A 19,207-nucleotide genomic window follows, 5' to 3' on the forward strand; every position below is an offset into this window, starting at 1 on the left:
CTTGTGCCGGTTTCGCGATGTCAGGCGCGCTCGCCGGTGTGGTAGACACCGTCGGCACCGAGGCGGGCCTCCGGATCCAGCAGCATGGCGGCCTCAACCTCATGCGGGTCACGACCCTTACGCTCCTCGCCCAGGCGGCGGCCGTCGATCTGCTCGAACAGCGTGGCCCTGCCGATCATGCCGGCACGGCGCTGCCGGGTGCCGGCGGCCAGGCGCCGGTTGGCGGAGGCCACCCAGGCGTCCACGGCCTCCTGACCACTCTGCGCGCGCAGGGCCGCCTCGAAGGCACCGGGGTGCACCAGGGCGATCAGACCGGACACGTGCCCGAATCCGAGGCTGGTGAGCAGGCCGGCACGCACCGGACCCGCACCCGGGGTGCGCCCGTCCGCGCCGCCGCGGCCCGCCACCCGGATAGGAGTGCGCGGCCATACCCAGAAGGCGTCCTTCTCGAGCGGGGCGTCAACCACGTCGAGGCTGGTGTTGCCGGGAGCCACACCGGTCGCGAGGATCTCGGCCAGGCCCGCCACCTGGAACACGGCGGCACCGCCCTTGGCATGCCCGGTGATCGTCTTCTGGGAGACGGCCACCAGCGGGTTGCCCTCGGTGCGGCCGAGCGCGCGCGCCAGGCGCGTGTGCAGCTCGGACTCGTTGGGGTCGTTGGCGCCCGTGGAGGTGTCGTGCTTGGACACCACGGCGATGTCGTCGGGCTCCACACCCAGCTTGGCCAGGGCCCTGGCCAGGCGGGAGTCCTTGCCGCCGCGTCCCGCACCGAGCGCTCCCAGCCCGGGGGCGGGGATGGAGGTGTGGGCGCCGTCGGCGTAGGAGGAGACGAAGCCGATCACGCCGGCCACCGGCAGCCCCAGGCGGGCCGCTACCGAGCCGCGCGCCAGGATCACCGTGCCGCCGCCCTCGGCCTCCACGAAACCGCTGCGGCGGCGGTCGTTGGCGCGGGAGAAGTGGCGGGCGGAGATGCCCTTGGCGTACATGGCCGCAGCCTCGGCGGTGGCGTTCATGTTGCCGAAGCCCACCACCGACTCGATCGAGATGTCGTCGATGGCGCCGGCCACCACCACGTCGGCCTTGCCGAGTGCGATCTTGTCCCAGCCCTCCTCGATGGACACCGCGGCGGTGGCGCAGGCCGACACCGGCTGCACCATGGAGCCGTAGCCACCGATGTAGGACTGCATCACGTGCGCGGCCACCACGTTGGGCAGCGCCTCCTGCAGGATGTCGCTGGGGCGCTCCTCATCCAGGAACCGGCCCACGAACATCTTGCGCATGGACTCCATGCCGCCGAAGCCGGTGCCCTGCGTGGAGGCCACGTCGGAGGGGTGCACCGCCGCCAGCAGCTCCGCCGGGGAGAATCCGGCGGACAGGAACGCGTCCACAGCGGTGACCAGGTTCCAGGCGGCGATGGTGTCCATGCCCTGTGCCATGGATGCGGGGATGCCCCAGCGCTCCGGGTCGAAGTCGACCGGGAACTGGCCGCCGACCGTGCGCGACAGCGTGGCGCGGCGCGGCACCCGGGCCAGCGAGCCGGCCAGGCGGGTGACGGTCCACTCCCCCGTGGGGGCGCCGCCCACCAGCTCCGGTGCCACCAGCGTGTGCTCGGGGTCGGTGACCTCAATGGTGCGGGCGGTCGCCTCATCTGCCACGGTCAGGGTGATGTCGTGGTCGAGGTAGACGGCGACCTCCTCCGGGCCCTCCGTGGCGATCACACCGTCGTCAACGAACTCGCGGATACCGCAGCGGGCGACGACCTCGTCCCGGTAGCGCGCGTGGATGTCGGACTCGTCGACGAACTCCCCATCGGTGTCGTACCAGCCGGCCTTGGGGCTGTCCTGCCAGGTCAGCAGGCCCATGCCCCAGGCGAGCTCCAGCACGCCCGCAGCGGTCAGCTCCACGTCGTCCCCGACGGTCATGCCCAGCTCCGCCTCGCGGCGGGTGCGGCCCGAGCCCCAGGTCGAGACCTCGCCGGTGGACACGACCACCACCAGGTCGTCCAGTTCGGCGTCCACCTCACCCCAGTCGGGCGCGGTGGGCTGGGTGGGCACGTGCGGGGTGGGCAGCGCCTTGATCGTGGCCTGCGGCTCAGGCTCCGGCTGCGGCGCGGGGGCAGCGGCACGCGCGCTCTCACGCAGTGCCACCAGGTCCACGTCATCCCCCAGGCCACCGGTCAGGTCGGCCTGCACGGGCGCCTGCGCGGCGCGGCCACGCACCTGCGTGGTGCACAGCTCAACGAGCTCGGCGGCAATCTCCTGGGTGGACCAGGTGCGCACACCGGCGGCCTCGACGGCCTCCACCAGCGGGTCATTGCCACCCATCAGGCCGGTGCCTCGCACCCAGCCGATGCGCGGGTGGGCCAGCGTGACGCGCCCGGACCAGTTCTTCTCCGCCCGCCAGCGGTTCACCACCGCATCCAGGGCAGACTTGACCTCGCCGTACGCGCCGTCGCCACCGAAGGTGCCGCGGTTGGGCGAGCCCGGCAGCACCACGTGCAGACGGTGGTCCACGTGGGTGTCGGTGCCGATGGCAGACAGCGCGGCGATGGTGCGCTCAACGCTCCAAAGCAGCAGACGGGTCTGAGACTCGGCGGCCGGGCCGGCGTCGGCCAGGGTGCCGACCACACGCGGCGCCGCGAAGGGGAACAGCAGCGTCGGTACCAGAGCCTCCTTGACCAGCTTGGTCGATCCGCCCGAGGTGACCACCTGGTCGTTGCCGATCCAGTCGGCCAGGGCATCCACGTCCCGGTAGGAGGCCAGGTTGGCGGGCACAATCCACAGGCGGGCGTCGGCGGAGGCGTGCTCGCGGTACAGGCTGGTGGCGAAGGCCAGCCGCTCGTGCGTCAGGCGGGAGCTGGTGGCCACGACGGTGGCACCACCCGCCAGCAGCTCGCCGACCACGGCGGCCGCGATCGATCCGGGGGCCACCCCGGTGACCACCGCCACGTCATCTGCCCAGCGCACGCCGGCCGCTGAGGCGGTCGGCTTCTGCGCGGCCGCGGCGGCGATGGCCTCGGCGATCTCGGCGCGCTCGGCCAAGTCCGCGGCCGTGCCGGCCGCGCGCAGCTGGCGCCCCCACCAGGCGGCCTGATCGGCGACCGCCGAGCCCAGGCCGGTGAAGCGCTGCGGAGCCAGGAGGCTCTTCGCCTCTTCCAGGTCCATTTCCCCGTTGCCCAGGCGGGCCAGGTCCTCGCGTGCGGAGGCCCAGCGGTCGTCAATGAGGACGGCGCGGTCCGCTGAGAATGCCGGGGTCACGGACTTGATCCAGCCGGAGCCGAGTTCGGCGTCGATCGCTTCGACGGCGGCGCGGGCGGCGGCCGCCTCGTCACCGGCGTCGGCGGGCACACTCGTCTTGTCCGCCAGGCCGAGCGCATCCAGGAGAGTGCGGGCCGTAGTGGCCAGGACTCCGTCTGCGCCAGTGACCTGCGCGGAGAAGGCATCCAGGGCGGCGGAGTCAACGACCGCTCCCCCGGCACCGCCGGCGCTGGGCATGGCCACGGTCACGCCGTGGGCGGCGGCAACCGCCTGCACCGCGGCGTCGACGAGTGCGCCCACGGCGCCGGCGTTGGTCAGTGGGGCCGAGGAGCCCAGCGTGGCCAGGTCCTCGCCGCGCATGGAGGCGCCCTCGCGAGTGCCCAGGAAGATCTCCGCAGTCACGTGCGAGACCCAGCCGTCACCCAGGCCCCAGGTTCCGGTCACGCGGTCGGCGATGCGGCCGGCGCGCACCCCGGAGGGGCCGAGAATCCGTCCCAGCCCGGTGCGGGTGGCGTCCGCAAGCACGGGGCCGAAGGCCTTGTAGCCGGGGGCGCCCTTGGCGACGATGCCGGCCAGGGTGCCCATATCGGCGTCGGCGGCACCGTCGATGCTGGCCAGCTGCAGCTCGGTACCCAGGTCCATCAGCAGCTGGTTGCGGCGGGAGGACACACCGTTGGTCAGCGACTCAGTGGTGTCGGTGGGCGCGATCTGGTCGGGACGGATGCGGGCGGCGTGGGCCAGCAGCACCGTCAGGGCGTCGGTCGCACCGAAGGGCAGGTCCGCAACCGGTCCGGCAGCGGCCGGAGCAGCCGCGGCGGGGGCGGCAGGTTCCGGCTGGGCCGGAGCCGTCGCGGGCGCCGCCGGGGCGGCGGCCTCCTCCGTCGGGGCGGTGGTCGGCGAGCTCTCCTCGGCCGCTTCGGGCAGCTCGAAGCTCTCCTCCTCCAGCCCGGCGGCCGGATCGGTGTCGGTGGCCAGCACGCGGGCCTCATCGCGGCGGGCATTGTGCACCACCACGTGCTTGCCTGCGTGCCGCGGCAGAGCCAGCGTGCGGGAGGCGAGGTTCGCCAGCGTCGGGGAGGCCGCCAGGCCGACCTCGACGACGTGCTCCACGCCCAGGCCGCCCTGCTCGGGGGCGTCCAGCAGCAGGTCCTGCGTCTCGATCCAGCGCACCGGGGAGGCGAACTGCCAGGCCAGCAGCTCCACCAGCAGCTGGCGGCCAAGCTCAGTGGGCCGGTCGGCCCACTGGTCCCAGTCGTCCAGGATCTCGCGCACCGGCTCGGAGGGGACCACGTCCAGGATGGCACGGGCGAAGTCGCGGGTCAGCGCGAAGGGACGGGCCACCAGGTTGGGCACGTAGCGACCCACCAGGCGCTCCACATCCAGGTCCGCGGGAATCAGCGCCAGCAGGCGCTCCCGGAACTCCGGTACGCCGGGACGCAGCACCTCCGAGTGGAAGGGCACGTCAATTCCGGGCACGTACATGAAGGGGTTCTTCCCGCCCCGGGCGGCCGCCTTCTCGCGGGCATCGGCGGCAAGCGCCTCCAGGCCCTTGATGGTGCCCGCGACGGCGTACTGCACGCCGGCGAGGTTGTAGTTCACGATCTGCAGGAACTCCCCGGAGGCCTCGGAGACCTCGCGGATGTACTCCTCCACGGCGTCGGCGGGGATGCCCGCCTGGTTGGGGCGCAGGGCTCCCATCCGGTAGTTGGAGGCGCCGGTGGCGTCACGCGGCACCAGGGAGTGCATGGTGGACCCGCGCTGGAAGACGATCGAGATCGTCGTCTCCACGGACATGACGCGCCCGTATGCGCTCAGGGCGGTGTACTCGCCCAGCGAGTGGCCGGCGAAGGCGGCCGACTCCACCAGGGCGCCGGCCTCGGCCAGGCGCGCCGTGGTGGCCATGGCCACGGTGGCCAGGGCGACCTGCGTGAACTGAGTGAGGTTGAGCAGGCCGTCGGGGTGGCGGTAGGTCACGCCGCGGGCGGTCATCTCCGTGGGGTTGTCGCGCACCAGCGCGATCACGGAGAAGCCGAGCTCGGCACGGGTGTGGGCGTCCGCCCGCTCCCACACCTCCCGGGCGGCCTTGGAGCTGCGCATCTCGTCCAGACCCATGCCACGGGCCTGGATGCCCTGACCGGGGTAGACGTAGGCGGTCGGCTCGGGCTCGGTCACCGCGGTGCCGCGGGAGACGACCTCGTCGCCGATGCGGCAGGTGACCTCCAGGACCACGCCGCCGCCGACCACCAGGCCGGTGCGCTCCACGCTGATCTGGACGTGGTCCCCCAGCTCGACCGGGCCGTGCATGGTGTAGGTCCAGCCTGCCAGCACGTGCCGCGTGCCGTCGATGGCGGTGGCAGCCGCCGTCTGCTGCGCAGTGGCGGACAGCCACATGCCGTGCACCAGCGGGGCGTCCATGCCGGCGACCTTCGCGGCGTGGTAGCTGGTGTGGATCGGGTTGAAGTCGCCGGTAACCCGGGCGAAGGCCGTCATGTCGCTCGGGGCCGTCACTGTGATGCGGCGCAGCAGGCGGCGGGCGGCCGGGACGGTCGCCCTGCCGGTGCCGCCGGCCTGCTCGGGAGAGCTGGGCACGGCGGTGCCGGAGGCGCGGCCGCGGATGGCGAAGCGCTCGCGCATGAACGCCACCAGGCTGCCGTCGGTGGTGTCCGTCAGCTGCAGGCGCACGTCGACGACGCGGCCCGCGCTGGACTCCTCCAGCCCGGCGACCCAGCCGTCGGCCTGAATCACGCAGTCGGGGCCGGCCTGCTGCACCAGGTCAGCCAGGGGACGGCGCAGGTCAATGGTGTGGTCCAGGTGGACGGCGCCGAGCAGGCCCTCAATCAGCGGCATCCCGTCCTCTACGACACTGCCCAGGGCTGCGTAGACGACTGGCCAGCAGGGGCCGAGCAGGGCGTCGGGCACGAGCGGCGCGGCGGCCAGGGTGGTGGGCAGGGCCGCGGCCGTGACCGCGGCGTGGTCCGCACCCAGGGTGTCGGCCAGGGTGAAGCGCGCGTGAACGGTGCCGAAGGGCTGGTGGGCCTCACGCCCAAGCGCGTCTACGGCGCCGGCCTGCGGGGGGATCACCTCGGGCAGCTGCTCCACCAGGTCACCGGTGATCGACACCGCGCCCACACCTGCAGTGTTGCGCAGCAGGTCGTTCATGGTGTCGCTGATACGGCCCGGGTCCACGAAGGGGGCGGCGCCGTCCCAGGCGCGTGCCAGCCGCAGCGGCACCACCAGCCGGCGCACGGCGTGAATCCCCTCACCGCCGGGCGTGCCGTCCCAGTGTGTGTCCAGGGTGATGTCCAGGTCGTAGGCGTCCTCGGCGACGTCGGGACGCGCAACCACCCGGTAGGCGTCATCGGTGAGCACCCGGGCGGGGTTCACGGTCAGGTGCCCGTTCCACAGCACGTGGGGCGTGGCCCGCACCAGCTCGGTGGCATCGGCCACCGGGCGCGAGCCAGGGGCGCAGGACTCGCCCAGGCGTCCGGCGGCCGGAGCCGCCTGCTCGCCGGCATCCCGCAGGGCATCGATCACGGCCGTCTCGAAGCGGCCCAGCAGGTGGCCGACGGGCTCGTTGATGGTAGTGATGCCGGCCACCGACACCGGGCCGGGAATGATGCGCACCTGGTCCGCGGTGTAGCGGGGGTCCTGGGACTGCCACAGCGAGTCGGTGCCCCACCAGCGCAGGATGTCGGCGTCGAGCACCGGAACGAAGGGAACCGGCTTGGGGTGCTTGCGGCACAGGTCGACGAACCAGGCGGCGTCGGAGGGCTCCACCATGGTGGTGGCGGCCGCCGGGTACCGCTCCGCCAGCGCTGCCAGCGCGGCGTCGGAGTCCAGGACGTCCTCCTCGCCGGCGAACAGGGTGGGGATCTCCCCGTGGTCGGCGTCGCTCACACGCGCCTCAATGCGGTGCAGCAGGTCCAGGAAGCGGTCGTACCAGCCCTCGTCGGCCCAGTCCGCGCGGGTCGCGGGGCGGCCGTCGTGCGGGGCCACGCACAACTGCGCGTACCGGGTGGCCCACTGCAGGTAGCTCATCTGCTCGACATCGCCGAAGTAGGGCTTGGCGGTCTTGGCCAGGGCCGCAATGACCTCCTCGCGGCGGGCCGTCATGGCGGCCTCGTTGCCGGCGATCTCCTGAATGAGCCGAGAGGCGCGGGCGGAGGAGTTGTCGATCTCGTACAGGTCCGCACGCAGGTGGGACAGTCCCGAGGTCATACCGCCCGCGGAGGCGCCGGAGGCAACCCATCCGCCCTCGTGGGCGGGGTCGATTCCAGGCGTGTCCACCAGCAGCTGCTTGACGTCCTCGTTGGTCTTGGCCTCCAGGGCGGTCATAGCCGCGGTACCCACGCACACGCCGTCAACCGGGGCCGCCGCCGTGCCGTAGGCCTCGGCCCAGCGCCCGGTGATGTAGTCGGCGGCGCGCTCGGGGGCGCCGACGCCGCCGCCGACGCACAGCACGATGTTGTCCACGGCGCGAATGGAGTCGTAGGTGGCCAGGAGCATCGTGTCCAGGTCCTCCCACGAGTGGTGCCCACCCGCGTGCCCGTCCTCGATCTGCATGATCAGCGGCACGTCCGGCACCGCCATGGCGATGGTGATCACCTGCCGGATCTGGTCGACCGTGCCCGGCTTGAAGGCCACGTAGGGGAAGCCCTCGCCACGCAGGCGGTTAATCAGGGTGACCGCCTCATCCAGCTCGGGAATACCCGCCGAGATGACGACGCCGTCCACCGGGGCGCCGGCGGCGCGCGCCTTGGAGAGCAGACGCTGGGTACCCAGGTGCAGGTTCCACAGGTAGCGGTCCATGAACATGGCGTTGAAGGCGGCGGTGCGGCCCGGCTCCAGGGCCTCCTCCAGGCCTTCCAGGTTGTCGGCCAGCACCTTGGCGGTGGTCTGTCCGCCGCCGGCGAGCTCCGCCCAGTAGCCGGCATTGGCTGCCGCCGCGACGATCTCCGGGTCCACAGTTGTGGGGGTCATACCCGCCAGCAGGATCGCGGAGCGGCCGGTGAGCCGGGTGAAGGCGGTGTCCAGGGTGATGCGACCGTCGGGCAGCTGCGTCAACCGCGGCGCGAAGCGCGCCCGGTCTACCGTCGGCGCCGGCGCGGCCCCCGGGCGGTCGAGGTCGTCAATGTTCTGGGAGGTGCCGGCGGGCACCACCGTGGTGCCGGTGCCGGCCACGACCGGCTCGGTCAGCCGGGAGAGCACAGTCCCGGGACCGAGGTCGAGGATCAGTCGGCGCTCGCCCCCGGCGAGGGCCTCATGCACCGTGGCGGGCCAGTCCACCGGGTCGATCAGCACGGCGACGGCGAGCTTGCGGGCCAGGTCCTCGTCCAGCCCGGCCCGGGCAGCCCACGCAGCCACATCGTCGACGGCGCTCGCCAGAAGCGGCGTGTGGAAGGGCACCGACGTGGTCAGGAACTCGGTGATCGGGTTCAGGACGGCGCCGCCGCGACGGCGCTCCTTGCGGTCCTGCTCGGAGCGGCGGGCTGCCGCCTCCAGAGCGGTGACAACCCGCTCCAGGTCACTGGGGCGGCCGGACAGGATGTGCGCCTGGCGCCCGTTGATCACGCCGACGGAGAGCTCGTGCGCGCCGGGCACCTGGGCCAGAACGCCGTCGAGGACTGCACGGGTGACCCCCCGCACCGACAGCATGGGAGTGGTCTCCCCCACCGTGCCCAGGTTGAGCCGACCGGTGGTGCGGGCCGCGGCGGCACCGATCAGACGGGCAATGGCGTGCGCCTGCACCACCCCGGCGGGAGCCGGTGACTCGTCCCCGTCCTGGCGGGCGCGGCGCAGCGCCTCGAGCAGGGCGACGCCGAGCACTCCCTGGGAGTGGCCGATGACAGCATCCGGGCCGCTGGTGCCGACCGGATCGATGCCGGCTCCGGGCAGGCAGGACAGGGCCGCATGCTGGGCGAACAGGATTCCGGGCACGGACACGTCCGCACCGTCCGCGCCGCCGCGCCCGGGTGCCGGGGCAACCGGCGCACCGGAGGAGTCGAAGAAGCGGGAGCCGCGCGGGGTGATGGTCAGCAGGTCGGTGGCCACCGGAGCGAGTCGCTCGGCGACGGCGGCGTCAATCGCCACCAGCTCGGTGGCGAGATCACGATCCAGTCCTGACAGTTCCTCCAGCGTGGTGCGCCAGGGAGTGGCCTGGCCACCGAAGGCGAGTACGTAGGCCTCGCCCCCGCTTAAGCGTTCGGCGACGGTATCTGGGTTGGTGGGCTGAGTGGTCATGCGGTCCTCGGTTGTTCGGTCGGGTGAAGAGGTCTGAGAGTTGGAGCTGTAGGTCATAGTGGGCCGTTGTCGTGCTTCTTGGCGGGCGTGCGACGCCCGTCGCGCTTATCGGCGAGGGCGGCCAGGGAGTCGACGATCACGGTGCGCGTGTGCTCGGGAGCGATGACGGCGTCAATCTCTCCGATGGCAACCGCCTTGTCAGGATTGATGACCGTCTCGGTGTACTCGTCGACCAGGCGCTGCTGCTCGGCGGCGGCGGCCTGCTCACCGGCCTCCTCACGCACCTTGCGCAGCTCGCGGCGGTGAATGATCCCCACGGCTCCCTGGGCGCCGAGCACAGCGATCTCAGCGCCGGGCCAGCAGAAGTTGAGATCCGCACCGATCGCCTTCGAACCCATCACGATGTAGGCGCCGCCGTAGGCCTTGCGCAGGACCACGGTTACCAACGGCACCGTGGCGGAGGCGTAGGCGTTAATCACCTTCGCGCCGCGGCGGATGATGCCGGCGTGCTCCTGCTCCGCCCCGGGACGGTAGCCGGGCACGTCCACGAAGGTCACCACCGGCAGGCCGAAGGCATCACAGAACCGGACGAAGCGCGCCAGCTTCTCCGAGGCGTCCACGTCCAGGGTGCCGGCATCCACCAGCGGCTGGTTGGCGACCACGCCCACGGGGCGCCCCTCGAAGCAGGCGAAGCCGACCACGACGTTGGCGGCGAAGTCCTCCTGCACCTGCACCAGCTCCCCATGGTCTACCAGGGCGGTGACCACGGCGGTGACGTCGTAGGGCTGGCGGGGCGAGGCCGGCACCAGCTTGCCGACCTCGGCGGCGGCGTCGCGGTCTGCCGCCCGATCGGCGTCCTCGTAGGCGTAGCGGGGCGCCTCCTGGTCGGATGAGGAGGGCAGGTAGGCCAGCAGGGTGCGCACCTGCGCCAGGGCGTCGTCCTCGTCATCGGCCACGTAGTGCACCACCCCGGTCACCGAGCCGTGGATGTCGGCCCCACCGAGCTCCTCCGCACTGATGCGCTCGCCGGTGACGGCGCGCACCACGTCTGGGCCGGTTACGAACATGTGGGAGGCCTCGCGGGTGGCGATGACGAAGTCCGTCAGGGCCGGGCTGTACACCGCGCCCCCGGCGCAGGGCCCCAGGATGACGCTGATCTGTGGCACCAGGCCGGAGGCGGCGCAGGTGCGGTTGAAGATGCGGCCGTACTGCCGCAGCGCGGCCACGCCCTCCTGGATCTTGGCGCCGCCGGAGTCGATCAGGCCGATCACCGGTATGGACAGGCGCAGGGCGTCGTCGAGCAGGCGCACGATCTTGTCACCCTCGACACTGCCCAGGGCGCCGCCGGAGACGGAGAAGTCCTGGGAGTAGACGGCAACCTGGCGGCCGCCGATCTGCCCGAAGCCGGTGACCACACCGGACGGGCGAGCGCCCTCGCCTGCGCCGGAGCCGGAGTAACGCCCGATCTCCAGGAAGGAGTCCGCATCCAGCAGCATATCGATGCGCTCGCGGGCGGTTTGCTTGCCCTTGGCGTGCTGGCGGGACGCGGCTCGCTCCTCGGCCTCGGCGTCGACGCGGGCGATGCGCTCCCGGAAGGCGGTCGTGGCCGGCGAGGCCGCCATCGTGGCTTCCGGCGCGGCGGCATCCGCGACGGCGCTGGTTGCTGCAACTGCTTCAGCCATGCTCAGTCCTCCTGCTTGGACTCGGAATCATCACGGATATCACGCATCCGGACCAGGATCTCCCCGGCGGACACGGTGCGCCCGGCGCTAACGGGGATGTCGGCAACCGTGGCGTCATCCGGGGCGTGCACGTAGTTCTCCATCTTCATGGACTCCAGTACCACCAGCAGGTCGCCGGCGCGCACGCGCTGCCCCGGGGACACGCAGATACGGGTCACAATGGCCTGCATGGGTGCGGCGATCGCGCCGGGATCTCCCCCCTGCGCGCTGCTTGCGGTCGTACCGCGGCCGCGGCCGTTCCCGCGCCCGCGCAGTGGCTGCTGCGCCAAGTTGGAGCCCCCTGGATAGCCTGCTCCCAGGCGGCGGTTGTGACCGCCGAGAATGCCGTCAGGGACAGTCACCTGCAGGCGCTGGCCGTTGACCTCGACCACGTAGGTGGACCGCGTGCGGTGGCTGTCCTGCCCCGTGCCGTCGGCGGCACCCGCGGCGGGTGCGGCGGCACCGGAGCGCAGGCCCGGCAGAACCGCCTCCTCCAGCCAGCGGGTGGTAACCCCCAGCCCGCCGTCGGCGTCGGGCCGGGTGAACTCCTCGCGTTCCAGCACGTGGGCGTGCAGTGAGGCGCAGACGGTCACGCCCTCCACGACCGTCTCCCTCAGGGCCCGCCGCGCCCGCCGGATGGCCTGGTCGCGGTCAGCCCCGGTAACCACGATCTTGGCGAGCATCGGATCGAAGGTAGGGGTAACCGTGTCCCCCTCAACCACTCCGGAGTCGATGCGGACTCCGGGACCCGCCGGCCAGCGCAGACGCGTAATCGTGCCGGTGGACGGCGTGAGCCCCTGCGCGGGGTCCTCGCACGTGATCCGCAGCTCCAGGGAGTGCCCCCGCGGGGCCGGGACGTGGCCCAGGTGCCCGCCGGCCGCAATGCGCAACTGGGTCTCCACCAGGTCCACGCCGGTGACCTCCTCGGAGACGCAGTGCTCGACCTGCAGACGGGGGTTGACCTCCAGGAACCACAGCTCGCCGGCGGGGGTCAGGAGGAACTCGCAGGTCGCCACGCCTACGTAGTCAACGGCGTCCAGCAGGCGCTTGGAGGCCTCGTGCAGGCGCGCCTGAACATCGTCGGGCAGAAAGGGGGCGGGTGCCTCCTCGAGGAGTTTCTGGTTGCGGCGCTGCAGGGTGCAGTCGCGGGTGGAGACGACGGCGAAGGCGCCGTGGGCGTCGCGCGCGCACTGGGTCTCCACGTGCCGGGCGGCAGTGACGAAGCGCTCCAGGATGAGCGTGCCGACTCCGGCGGCGGAGTCGAAGGCGGGCGTGGTGCGCACAGCCTCATCGTCGGCGAGCACGGTGATGCCCCGTCCGCCCCCGCCGTCGGTGCGCTTGAGCGCGACCGGGTAGCCGTGTGTCGCGGCAAAGGCGATGACGGCCTCAGGATCGGTGACCGAGTCGGTGATACCGGGGACGGGCTCAACGCCGGCTGCGACCGCAGCGGCGCGGGCACTGAGCTTGTCGCCCAGGGTGCGCATGGCTGCGGGTGAGGGCCCCACCCAGGTCATGCCGGCGTCCGCGACCGCCTGCGCGAAGTCGGCGTCCTCTGACAGGAAGCCGTAACCGGGGTGAATGGCGTCGGCGCCGGTACGGCGCGCAAGCTCGATGATGGCCTCCGCGTCGGTGTAGCCGGATCCGTCCGGGAGGGCGTGGGCCTCGTCTGCAAGCTCCGCCGCGGGACTCATCAGGTCCTCTGGCGTGTAGGGCAGGATCGAGATGCCGCCGAGGTCCCTGACGGTGCGTGCCACGCGCAGGGCGATCTCGCCGCGATTAGCGATGAGGATGCGGTTTAGGGGGCGTACTTGGCTCGCGGCAGCGGTCACTGGGCGGCTCCTGGGGTGGGCTGGCAGGTGTGGGCGGGCCGGTTCGGGGCATGTCCACGAACCGACGCGGACTCGCGTTTGCCTACAAGTCTCAAGCGAGACATTATCGGGCATGACAGGCGAATCCCGCCGTACCTCAACGATACGGCTGGGGACTCACAGGAGCCTATTGTGGAAACGCAACAAATCCTGTCCGTTACCTTGAAAGTGGCAGCGGGCGTGTCAGCCGACGTCCGAGTGGGTGTGGGCGGCGGCACGCGCCCGCAGCGACGCCACCGCGCCCGCCGCGTCCTCGGCCCGGTAGACCGCGGACCCGGCGACGAACACATCCGCGCCTGCTTCCGCGGCGCGCACGATGGTCTGCTCGGTCACGCCGCCGTCGACCTGAATACGCAGCTGCTGACCACTGCGGCCCACCATGCGGCGGGCCGCGGCGATCTTGTCCAGCATCGGTTCCAGGAGCGACTGCCCGCCGAAGCCGGGCTCAACAGTCATCAGCAGCAGCAGATCAAGCTCTCCCAGCAGCGGCTCCACCGCCGTCAAAGGGGTCGCCGGGCGCAGGGCGAGGCCGACGCCGGCCCCCAGCCGCCGCAGCTCCCGGGCCAGGCGGAACGGTGCGCTGGTCGCCTCGATGTGGCTGGTGACGATGGCGCATCCCGCCTCGGCGTAAGCGGGCGCCCAGCGGTCAGCGTCGGTGATCATCAGGTGCGCGTCAACCGGGAGCGCCGTGTGAGCAAGCACCGACTCGACCAGGCTGGGGCCCCCGAACTGGTTGGGCACGAAGTGGTTGTCCATGATGTCCACGTGCAGGCCGTCCGCGGTACGCACCCGGTCCAGCTCGGCGGCCAGACGCAGCTGATCGGCGTTGAGGATGGAGGGGTGGATCGCCGGGGTCATATGGGCTCCTTGGCTCGCGGGACTAGTCATACGGTACGCCGCAGCAGGGCGCAGAACATGGCGTCGGCACCGTCCAGATGGGGCCAGGTCTGCAGTGCCTCCCGGTCGGCTGCTGCTGGGGCCTGCGGGGACACGGCCGCGGCCAGGCGGCCGGCGTGCAGTGGCTCCAGGGTGATACCGGAGCGGGCCACCTGCCTGGTCACGTCACGCACCACCAGGTTCGTCTCCAGTACGTGGGGCGTGCAGGTGACATAGGCGATTACGCCGCCCGGACGCACGGCCGCCGCAGCGCTGGCGAGCAGCTCGCGCTGCAGCTCGGCCAGCGCGGCCACATCCTGGGGCGTGCGCCGCCAGCGCGCCTCGGGACGGCGCCTGAGGGAGCCCAGTCCGGAGCAGGGCGCGTCCACCAGGACACGGTCGTAGGCGCCGGGCTCCTGCCGTCCGATGTTCCGCCCGTCGTCGGCCCGCACCTCCACGACGCCTTCGGGCAGGGCACGCACGGCCGCATCCACCAGCCGGGCGCGGTGGGCGGCAACCTCGTTGGCGACGAGCCTGGCACCGCGGCCGGCGGCCAGAGCCCCCAGCAGGGCGGCCTTGCCGCCGGGGCCGGCGCACAGGTCGAGCCAGCGCGCGTCGCTGCCCTCCAGCGGCGCCTCGGCCAGCATCAGCGCCACGAGCTGGCTGGCCTCGTCCTCAACGCCGGCGCGCGAGTCCCGCACCGCCTCTATGCGTCCGGGATCGCCGCCGGACAGGACCAGCGCGTAGGGGCTCAAGCGCCCGGGACGCGGCTCCTCCCCGGTGGCGGCGTGCACCTGCGCGGCGAGCTCATCCACGCCGATCAGCCCCGGCCTGGCGCACAGCGTGACCTGGGGGTCGGTGTTGTCTGCATCCAGCAGGGCCTCCAGCTCATCGCCCTGGTTAGGGCGCCCGTTCACCTTCAGGGCCTGGCGCATGGCCTTAACCACCCAGACGGGGTGCGAATGTGTGCGGGACAGGGCGGTGAGGGCGTCCGGGGCGTCGGCGCGCAGGCGGGCCAGCCACCCATCCAGGTCTTCCTCGCTGATGCGGCGCATCACGGCGTTGACGAAGCCCGCGGCGCCGCGGCCGGCACTGTACGCGGCCAGGTCGACCGTGGTGGATACGGCGGCATGAGTGGGCACGCGCATGCCCAGGAGCTGGTGCGTCCCTAGTCGGAGCGCGTCCAGCACAACCGCATCCACCCGCCCCAGGGGTCGGTCTATGCACATCCCGATAATCGCGTCATAACGGCCCTGGAGGCGCAGGGTCCCGTAGGTCAGGGCCGTGGCGAAGCCGGCGTCGCGTCCCTCGAGCCGAGCCTGGTCGAGAATCTCGGGCAGTACCAGGTTTGCGTAGGCGTCGTCCTCGCGCACCTTGGTAAGCGCGTGCAGGCAGGCCAGGCGAACCGGATCTACCGCGGGCCCGGTCGGCACGGGGGTCGTGCCTCGGCGAGTGCGCGGCCGATCCGCTGCCGATACGGAGCGGCGGTCCGGGCGGGTCATGTCATCTCTCATTCGTCGGCGTCCTGTGGTAGTTCTCCGAGCACGGTACCGGGTGCGGGGCGGGCGCCGCGGGCCCAGGCGTCGGCATCCATCCAGTTCCTCCCGGCAGGTGCGACCCGGCCCAGCCTGACCTGGCCGGCCCCGGTGCCCACGCGCACTTCCCGCTTAGTCACTTGCAGCGTTCCGGGGGCGAGCCCAGCGGCGTCGGGGATGGGGGTCACCGGTCCCAGGCGCATGCGGGCGCCCCGGTAGCTGGTGTGGGCGCCCGGCGCCGGGGTTACGCCCCGGATCAGGCGGTCAATGGCGGCGGCACTGTCATTCCAGTCGACGCGCCCGTCGGCCGGCGTCAGCACCGGGGCGTAAGTGGCGGTGTCACCGTCCTGCGGCTCGGGGCTCACGGTGCCGGCCTCCAGTCCGGCCAGGACCTCACGCAAAAGCGGCGCCCCGGCGTCGGCGAGGCGTTCAAGCAGGGCGCCGGCGGTGTCATCGGGCCGGATCGCCTCGGTTATGCGCGCGTACACCGGGCCGGTGTCCAAACCCTCCTCAAGGCGGAACACGCTGGCTCCCGTGATGTGGTCCCCGGCGATCAGGGCGCGCTGCACCGGGGCGGCACCGCGCCAGGCCGGAAGCAGGGAGAAGTGCAGGTTGATCCATCCGTGCACGGGCACATCCAGCAGCGCGGCGGGCACGATCCGGCCGTAGGCGACCACCACGGCAACGTCCGCCCGCAGGCCGCGCACCCATGCCTGCGTGTCCTGGTCGCGCAAGGTGGCGGGGGTGCGCACCTCCAGGCCTGCCTCCCGGGCGGCTGCGGCCACTGGCGAGGGATGCAGGGTGCGCCCACGCCCCCGGGGGGCGTCGGCGCGAGTGAGCACCCCGACTACCTCATGCTCGGGTGCCTGGGTCAGTGCCCGCAGCGCGGGCAGGGCCGTTTGTGGGGTTCCGGCGAACAGAACGCGCATGGGGTCAGTCTAGGGGCGCCGGCAGCAGGCCCTGCTCAATCAGGACGGCGCGCAGCGTGCCGGCTCCGGTGAAGCGGTGGGCGCGCATGCCCACCGCCCGTGCTCCCTGCACGTTGGCTGCGGAGTCATCGACCAACAGGGTACGTTCCGCGGTCAGCCCATAACGGTCCAGCAGCAGGTGGTAGATGGCGGGATCGGGCTTGACCAGGTGCTCGCGCCCGGACACGACGACGCCGTGGAAGCGGTCCAGCAGGGGTGACAGGTGCCGGGTGGCATCGAACAGCACGTCGTTGAAGTTGGTCAGTGCGTACAGGGGCACCTCGGCCCTGAGCAGGTCCTCGATGACGGCGGCCGTACCGGGCACCGGGCCGGTCTTGGTGTCGCTGAAGTGGTCCCAGTAGGTGCGCAGCATCCGGGGCCACTCGGGACGACCGGGGCGAGTGGCGCAAAGCTGGTCCAGGACCTGCTCCAGGGGCGCGCCGGCGTCCAGCAGGGTGTTCCAGCGCGCAAACTCCCCCGTGTCCACGAACTCCCGCCAGTCGCGCAGGGGCACCCGTCCGGCTACCGCTCCGACGGCGTCCCAGGTGTAGATGACGTTGCCGTAGTCGAAGACGACGACGTCTATGCCGCTGCCAGGGGCGCCGACGGGGATCGTGTGGACGGACATGGCAGGAGCCTCCCACAGTGCGCCGGCAGCTGCTACCACAAAACGGTCGGGTCGAGCTCGACGCGGACGGGATCCTCCCGCCGTACCGACGCCTCCCGCACCTGCAGTCGCAGGAACTCGGCCAATTCGCGCCCCCGCGGCAGGGGCGTGCGGATGAGGCCCCGCGTGGCCTCCGGCTCCGGCTGCGCCTCCGGGGCGCCGGGACCGCCCGCAGCACGGGCGGGGACCGCGACGGGCCCCAGCACCTCAAAACCAGCCGCCCGCGCCCGTTCGAAGATTCCCTCCAGGCGGGAACGCGGGCCGTCCACGCGGGCGGCGCGCCAGCCCGGCGGCAGGTGCAGCTGGGCCCGCTCCTCCAGCTCGCGCCGGGCGAACCCCGCATGGTCCCACCGCACCAGTGCCTGTGCCACCACCGGATGGGGGCGGCCCAGGACCATTACCCGCGCCTGCGGATCCGCCAGTACAACGGCATTCGTCCAGTGCCGCAGGGCCTGGCTGGAGGCACCCAGCTCGGCGCGGGCGGACAGCGCCGCCCCGTCCAGCAGCAGCACTGCCCGGTAGCCGCCCTCGGCCACCGGCTCCGCCCCCGGGGTGGCGATCACCAAGCGCGGGCGGGCGTCTACCGTGGCGATCACCCCATGGTCCTCACGTGCGCCGGAGGTCACGACGGGGGTGCCCGGGAAGGCCCGGCCCAGCTCCTCGGCGGTGCGGGTGGTACCTACCTGCACCATGCGTAAACGCCGGCTGCCGCACGTGGGGCAGCGCCAGTTCGCGGCCGTGCGTGCGCACCAGCGGCAGGTGATCGTCCCGTCCCGGCCCATGGCCAGCGGTCCGGAGCAGTAGCCACAGCGGGCTACCTCCCGGCAGCGGGAGCAGGCCACCAGCGGTGCGTATCCCCCGCGTGGCACCTGTACCAGCACCGGACCGTGTGCCAGGGCCGCACGTACAGCCCGGTGGGCCAGGGAAGGGATGCGGGCGCCGCCGGAGGGGCCCTCCGCCTCAAGCTCGGGGGCGCCGGGCACCTGCACGCGCGCTACGGCGGCGCGCACCGTCTCCCGGCGGGCGTGAAGATCAACTGCCCAGCCCTGCTCCACATAGGCCTGGGCCTCAACCGAGCGCGTATACCCGCCGATCAGCAATCCGGCTCCGGCCGAGCCGCTACGCAGCGCCAGCACGGTGCGGGCATGGACGTAGGGGGCGTGTAGCTCATCGAGCCGGTCATCGCCGTCGTCCCAGATGACTGCCAGGCCCAGATTGCTAACCGGGGCGAAGGCGGCCGCGCGGGTGCCAACGACTACGCGGGCCCTCCCGCTGAGCGCGCGCAAGAATGCCCGGTAGCGCCGAGAGGGGCCATGCTCAGCGGACAGGACCGCTACGCTCTCTCCCGCCAGGGCGGAGCTCAAGTCCGCGGCCACGGACTCGGCGCGCTGCGTCGTGGCGAGGAGCACCAGTACGCCGCGCCCGCTGGCCAGCGTGGCCCGGGCGGCGTCGGCGAGCAGAGTGGTCCAGTGCGCCACCTGCCCGCGGCGACCGGGAAGAGCGGTCCAGACGGCGCGTGGGGCGCGGCCGGCGCCGAGCTCCCGCAGGAAGTCGGGACCGCCGTCGTAGACCGCCCAGGCATCGGTGGACGGCGGCGACCACTGCGGCAGCTGCGGAGTCGGCCGCTCACGCTCCTCGCGCTCGGTGGTGGCGTGCCGGGCCGGGACGGCCAGCCGGACGACATCGGAGCGCACCCCGGCGCTACGTGCCGCCACCAGTTCAATCAGTCGCATCGTCTCGGTGGTCAGCACCGGCAGGTCGGAGACGACCCGGCGGATGGCGGCGAGCCTGCCGGGGTGGGTGGTGGTGCCTGCACGCTCCCAGATCCAGCCGTGCATGTCCTGCCCACCGAAGCGGACGACCACGCGTGTGCCCACGCCTGCGGCGACGTCGAGCTCGGGCGGCACCAGGTAGTCGAATAGCCGGTCCAGGTGGGGCACGGCGGTCTCCAGCAGCACGCGCGCCACGGGCAGCCTCACTCCCGCGGCCGTCACGCGGCGCACCGCAGTCGCCGGGGCGTCCAGGAGCGAGCCCTGCTGCGCCTGCGCGCCGGGTACGCCAACGCCCGGGACCAC

The 19,207-nt window shown here is 72.4% G+C and carries 8 protein-coding genes; all 8 read right to left on the reverse strand.

Features of this window, described 5'->3' with window-relative positions; translation table 11 throughout:
- Nucleotides 1-20: 20 nt before the first annotated feature.
- Nucleotides 21-9,497 carry a type I polyketide synthase gene (locus tag GZ997_RS01220; protein ID WP_162678531.1) on the reverse strand — a complete coding sequence of 3,159 codons (9,477 nt, stop codon included), beginning with the start codon at nt 9,495-9,497 and terminating at the stop codon, nt 21-23.
- A 53-nt stretch (nt 9,498-9,550) separates the two neighbouring features.
- Nucleotides 9,551-11,119 (reverse strand): acyl-CoA carboxylase subunit beta, encoded by a 1,569-nt coding sequence (locus GZ997_RS01225; RefSeq protein WP_161925326.1) that lies wholly within the window; start codon nt 11,117-11,119, stop codon nt 9,551-9,553.
- 62 nt (nt 11,120-11,181) lie between these two features.
- Complete coding sequence (locus tag GZ997_RS01230; RefSeq protein ID WP_308807252.1) at nt 11,182-13,047, reverse strand: biotin carboxylase N-terminal domain-containing protein; 1,866 nt, start codon at nt 13,045-13,047, stop codon at nt 11,182-11,184.
- Between the two features lie 222 nt (nt 13,048-13,269).
- Complete coding sequence (rpe, locus tag GZ997_RS01235) at nt 13,270-13,944, reverse strand: ribulose-phosphate 3-epimerase (protein WP_161924046.1); 675 nt, start codon at nt 13,942-13,944, stop codon at nt 13,270-13,272.
- 26 nt (nt 13,945-13,970) lie between these two features.
- Nucleotides 13,971-15,464: a transcription antitermination factor NusB gene (locus tag GZ997_RS01240; RefSeq protein WP_238994154.1), complete on the reverse strand. Its 1,494-nt coding sequence runs from the start codon at nt 15,462-15,464 to the stop codon at nt 13,971-13,973.
- An 8-nt stretch (nt 15,465-15,472) separates the two neighbouring features.
- Nucleotides 15,473-16,426, reverse strand: coding sequence for a methionyl-tRNA formyltransferase (fmt, locus tag GZ997_RS01245; protein ID WP_162678534.1), 954 nt, complete (start codon nt 16,424-16,426; stop codon nt 15,473-15,475).
- Between the two features lie 4 nt (nt 16,427-16,430).
- A complete protein-coding gene (locus GZ997_RS01250) occupies nt 16,431-17,093 on the reverse strand; it encodes an HAD family phosphatase (RefSeq protein WP_161924049.1) in 663 nt (220 codons plus the stop codon).
- Between the two features lie 32 nt (nt 17,094-17,125).
- On the reverse strand, nt 17,126-19,207 hold the full coding sequence (locus GZ997_RS01255; protein ID WP_343212239.1) for a primosomal protein N': 2,082 nt from the start codon (nt 19,205-19,207) through the stop codon (nt 17,126-17,128).

It is taken from the genome of Actinomyces sp. 565, assembly GCF_010365615.1.
In the GTDB taxonomy this organism is placed as follows: domain Bacteria; phylum Actinomycetota; class Actinomycetes; order Actinomycetales; family Actinomycetaceae; genus Actinomyces.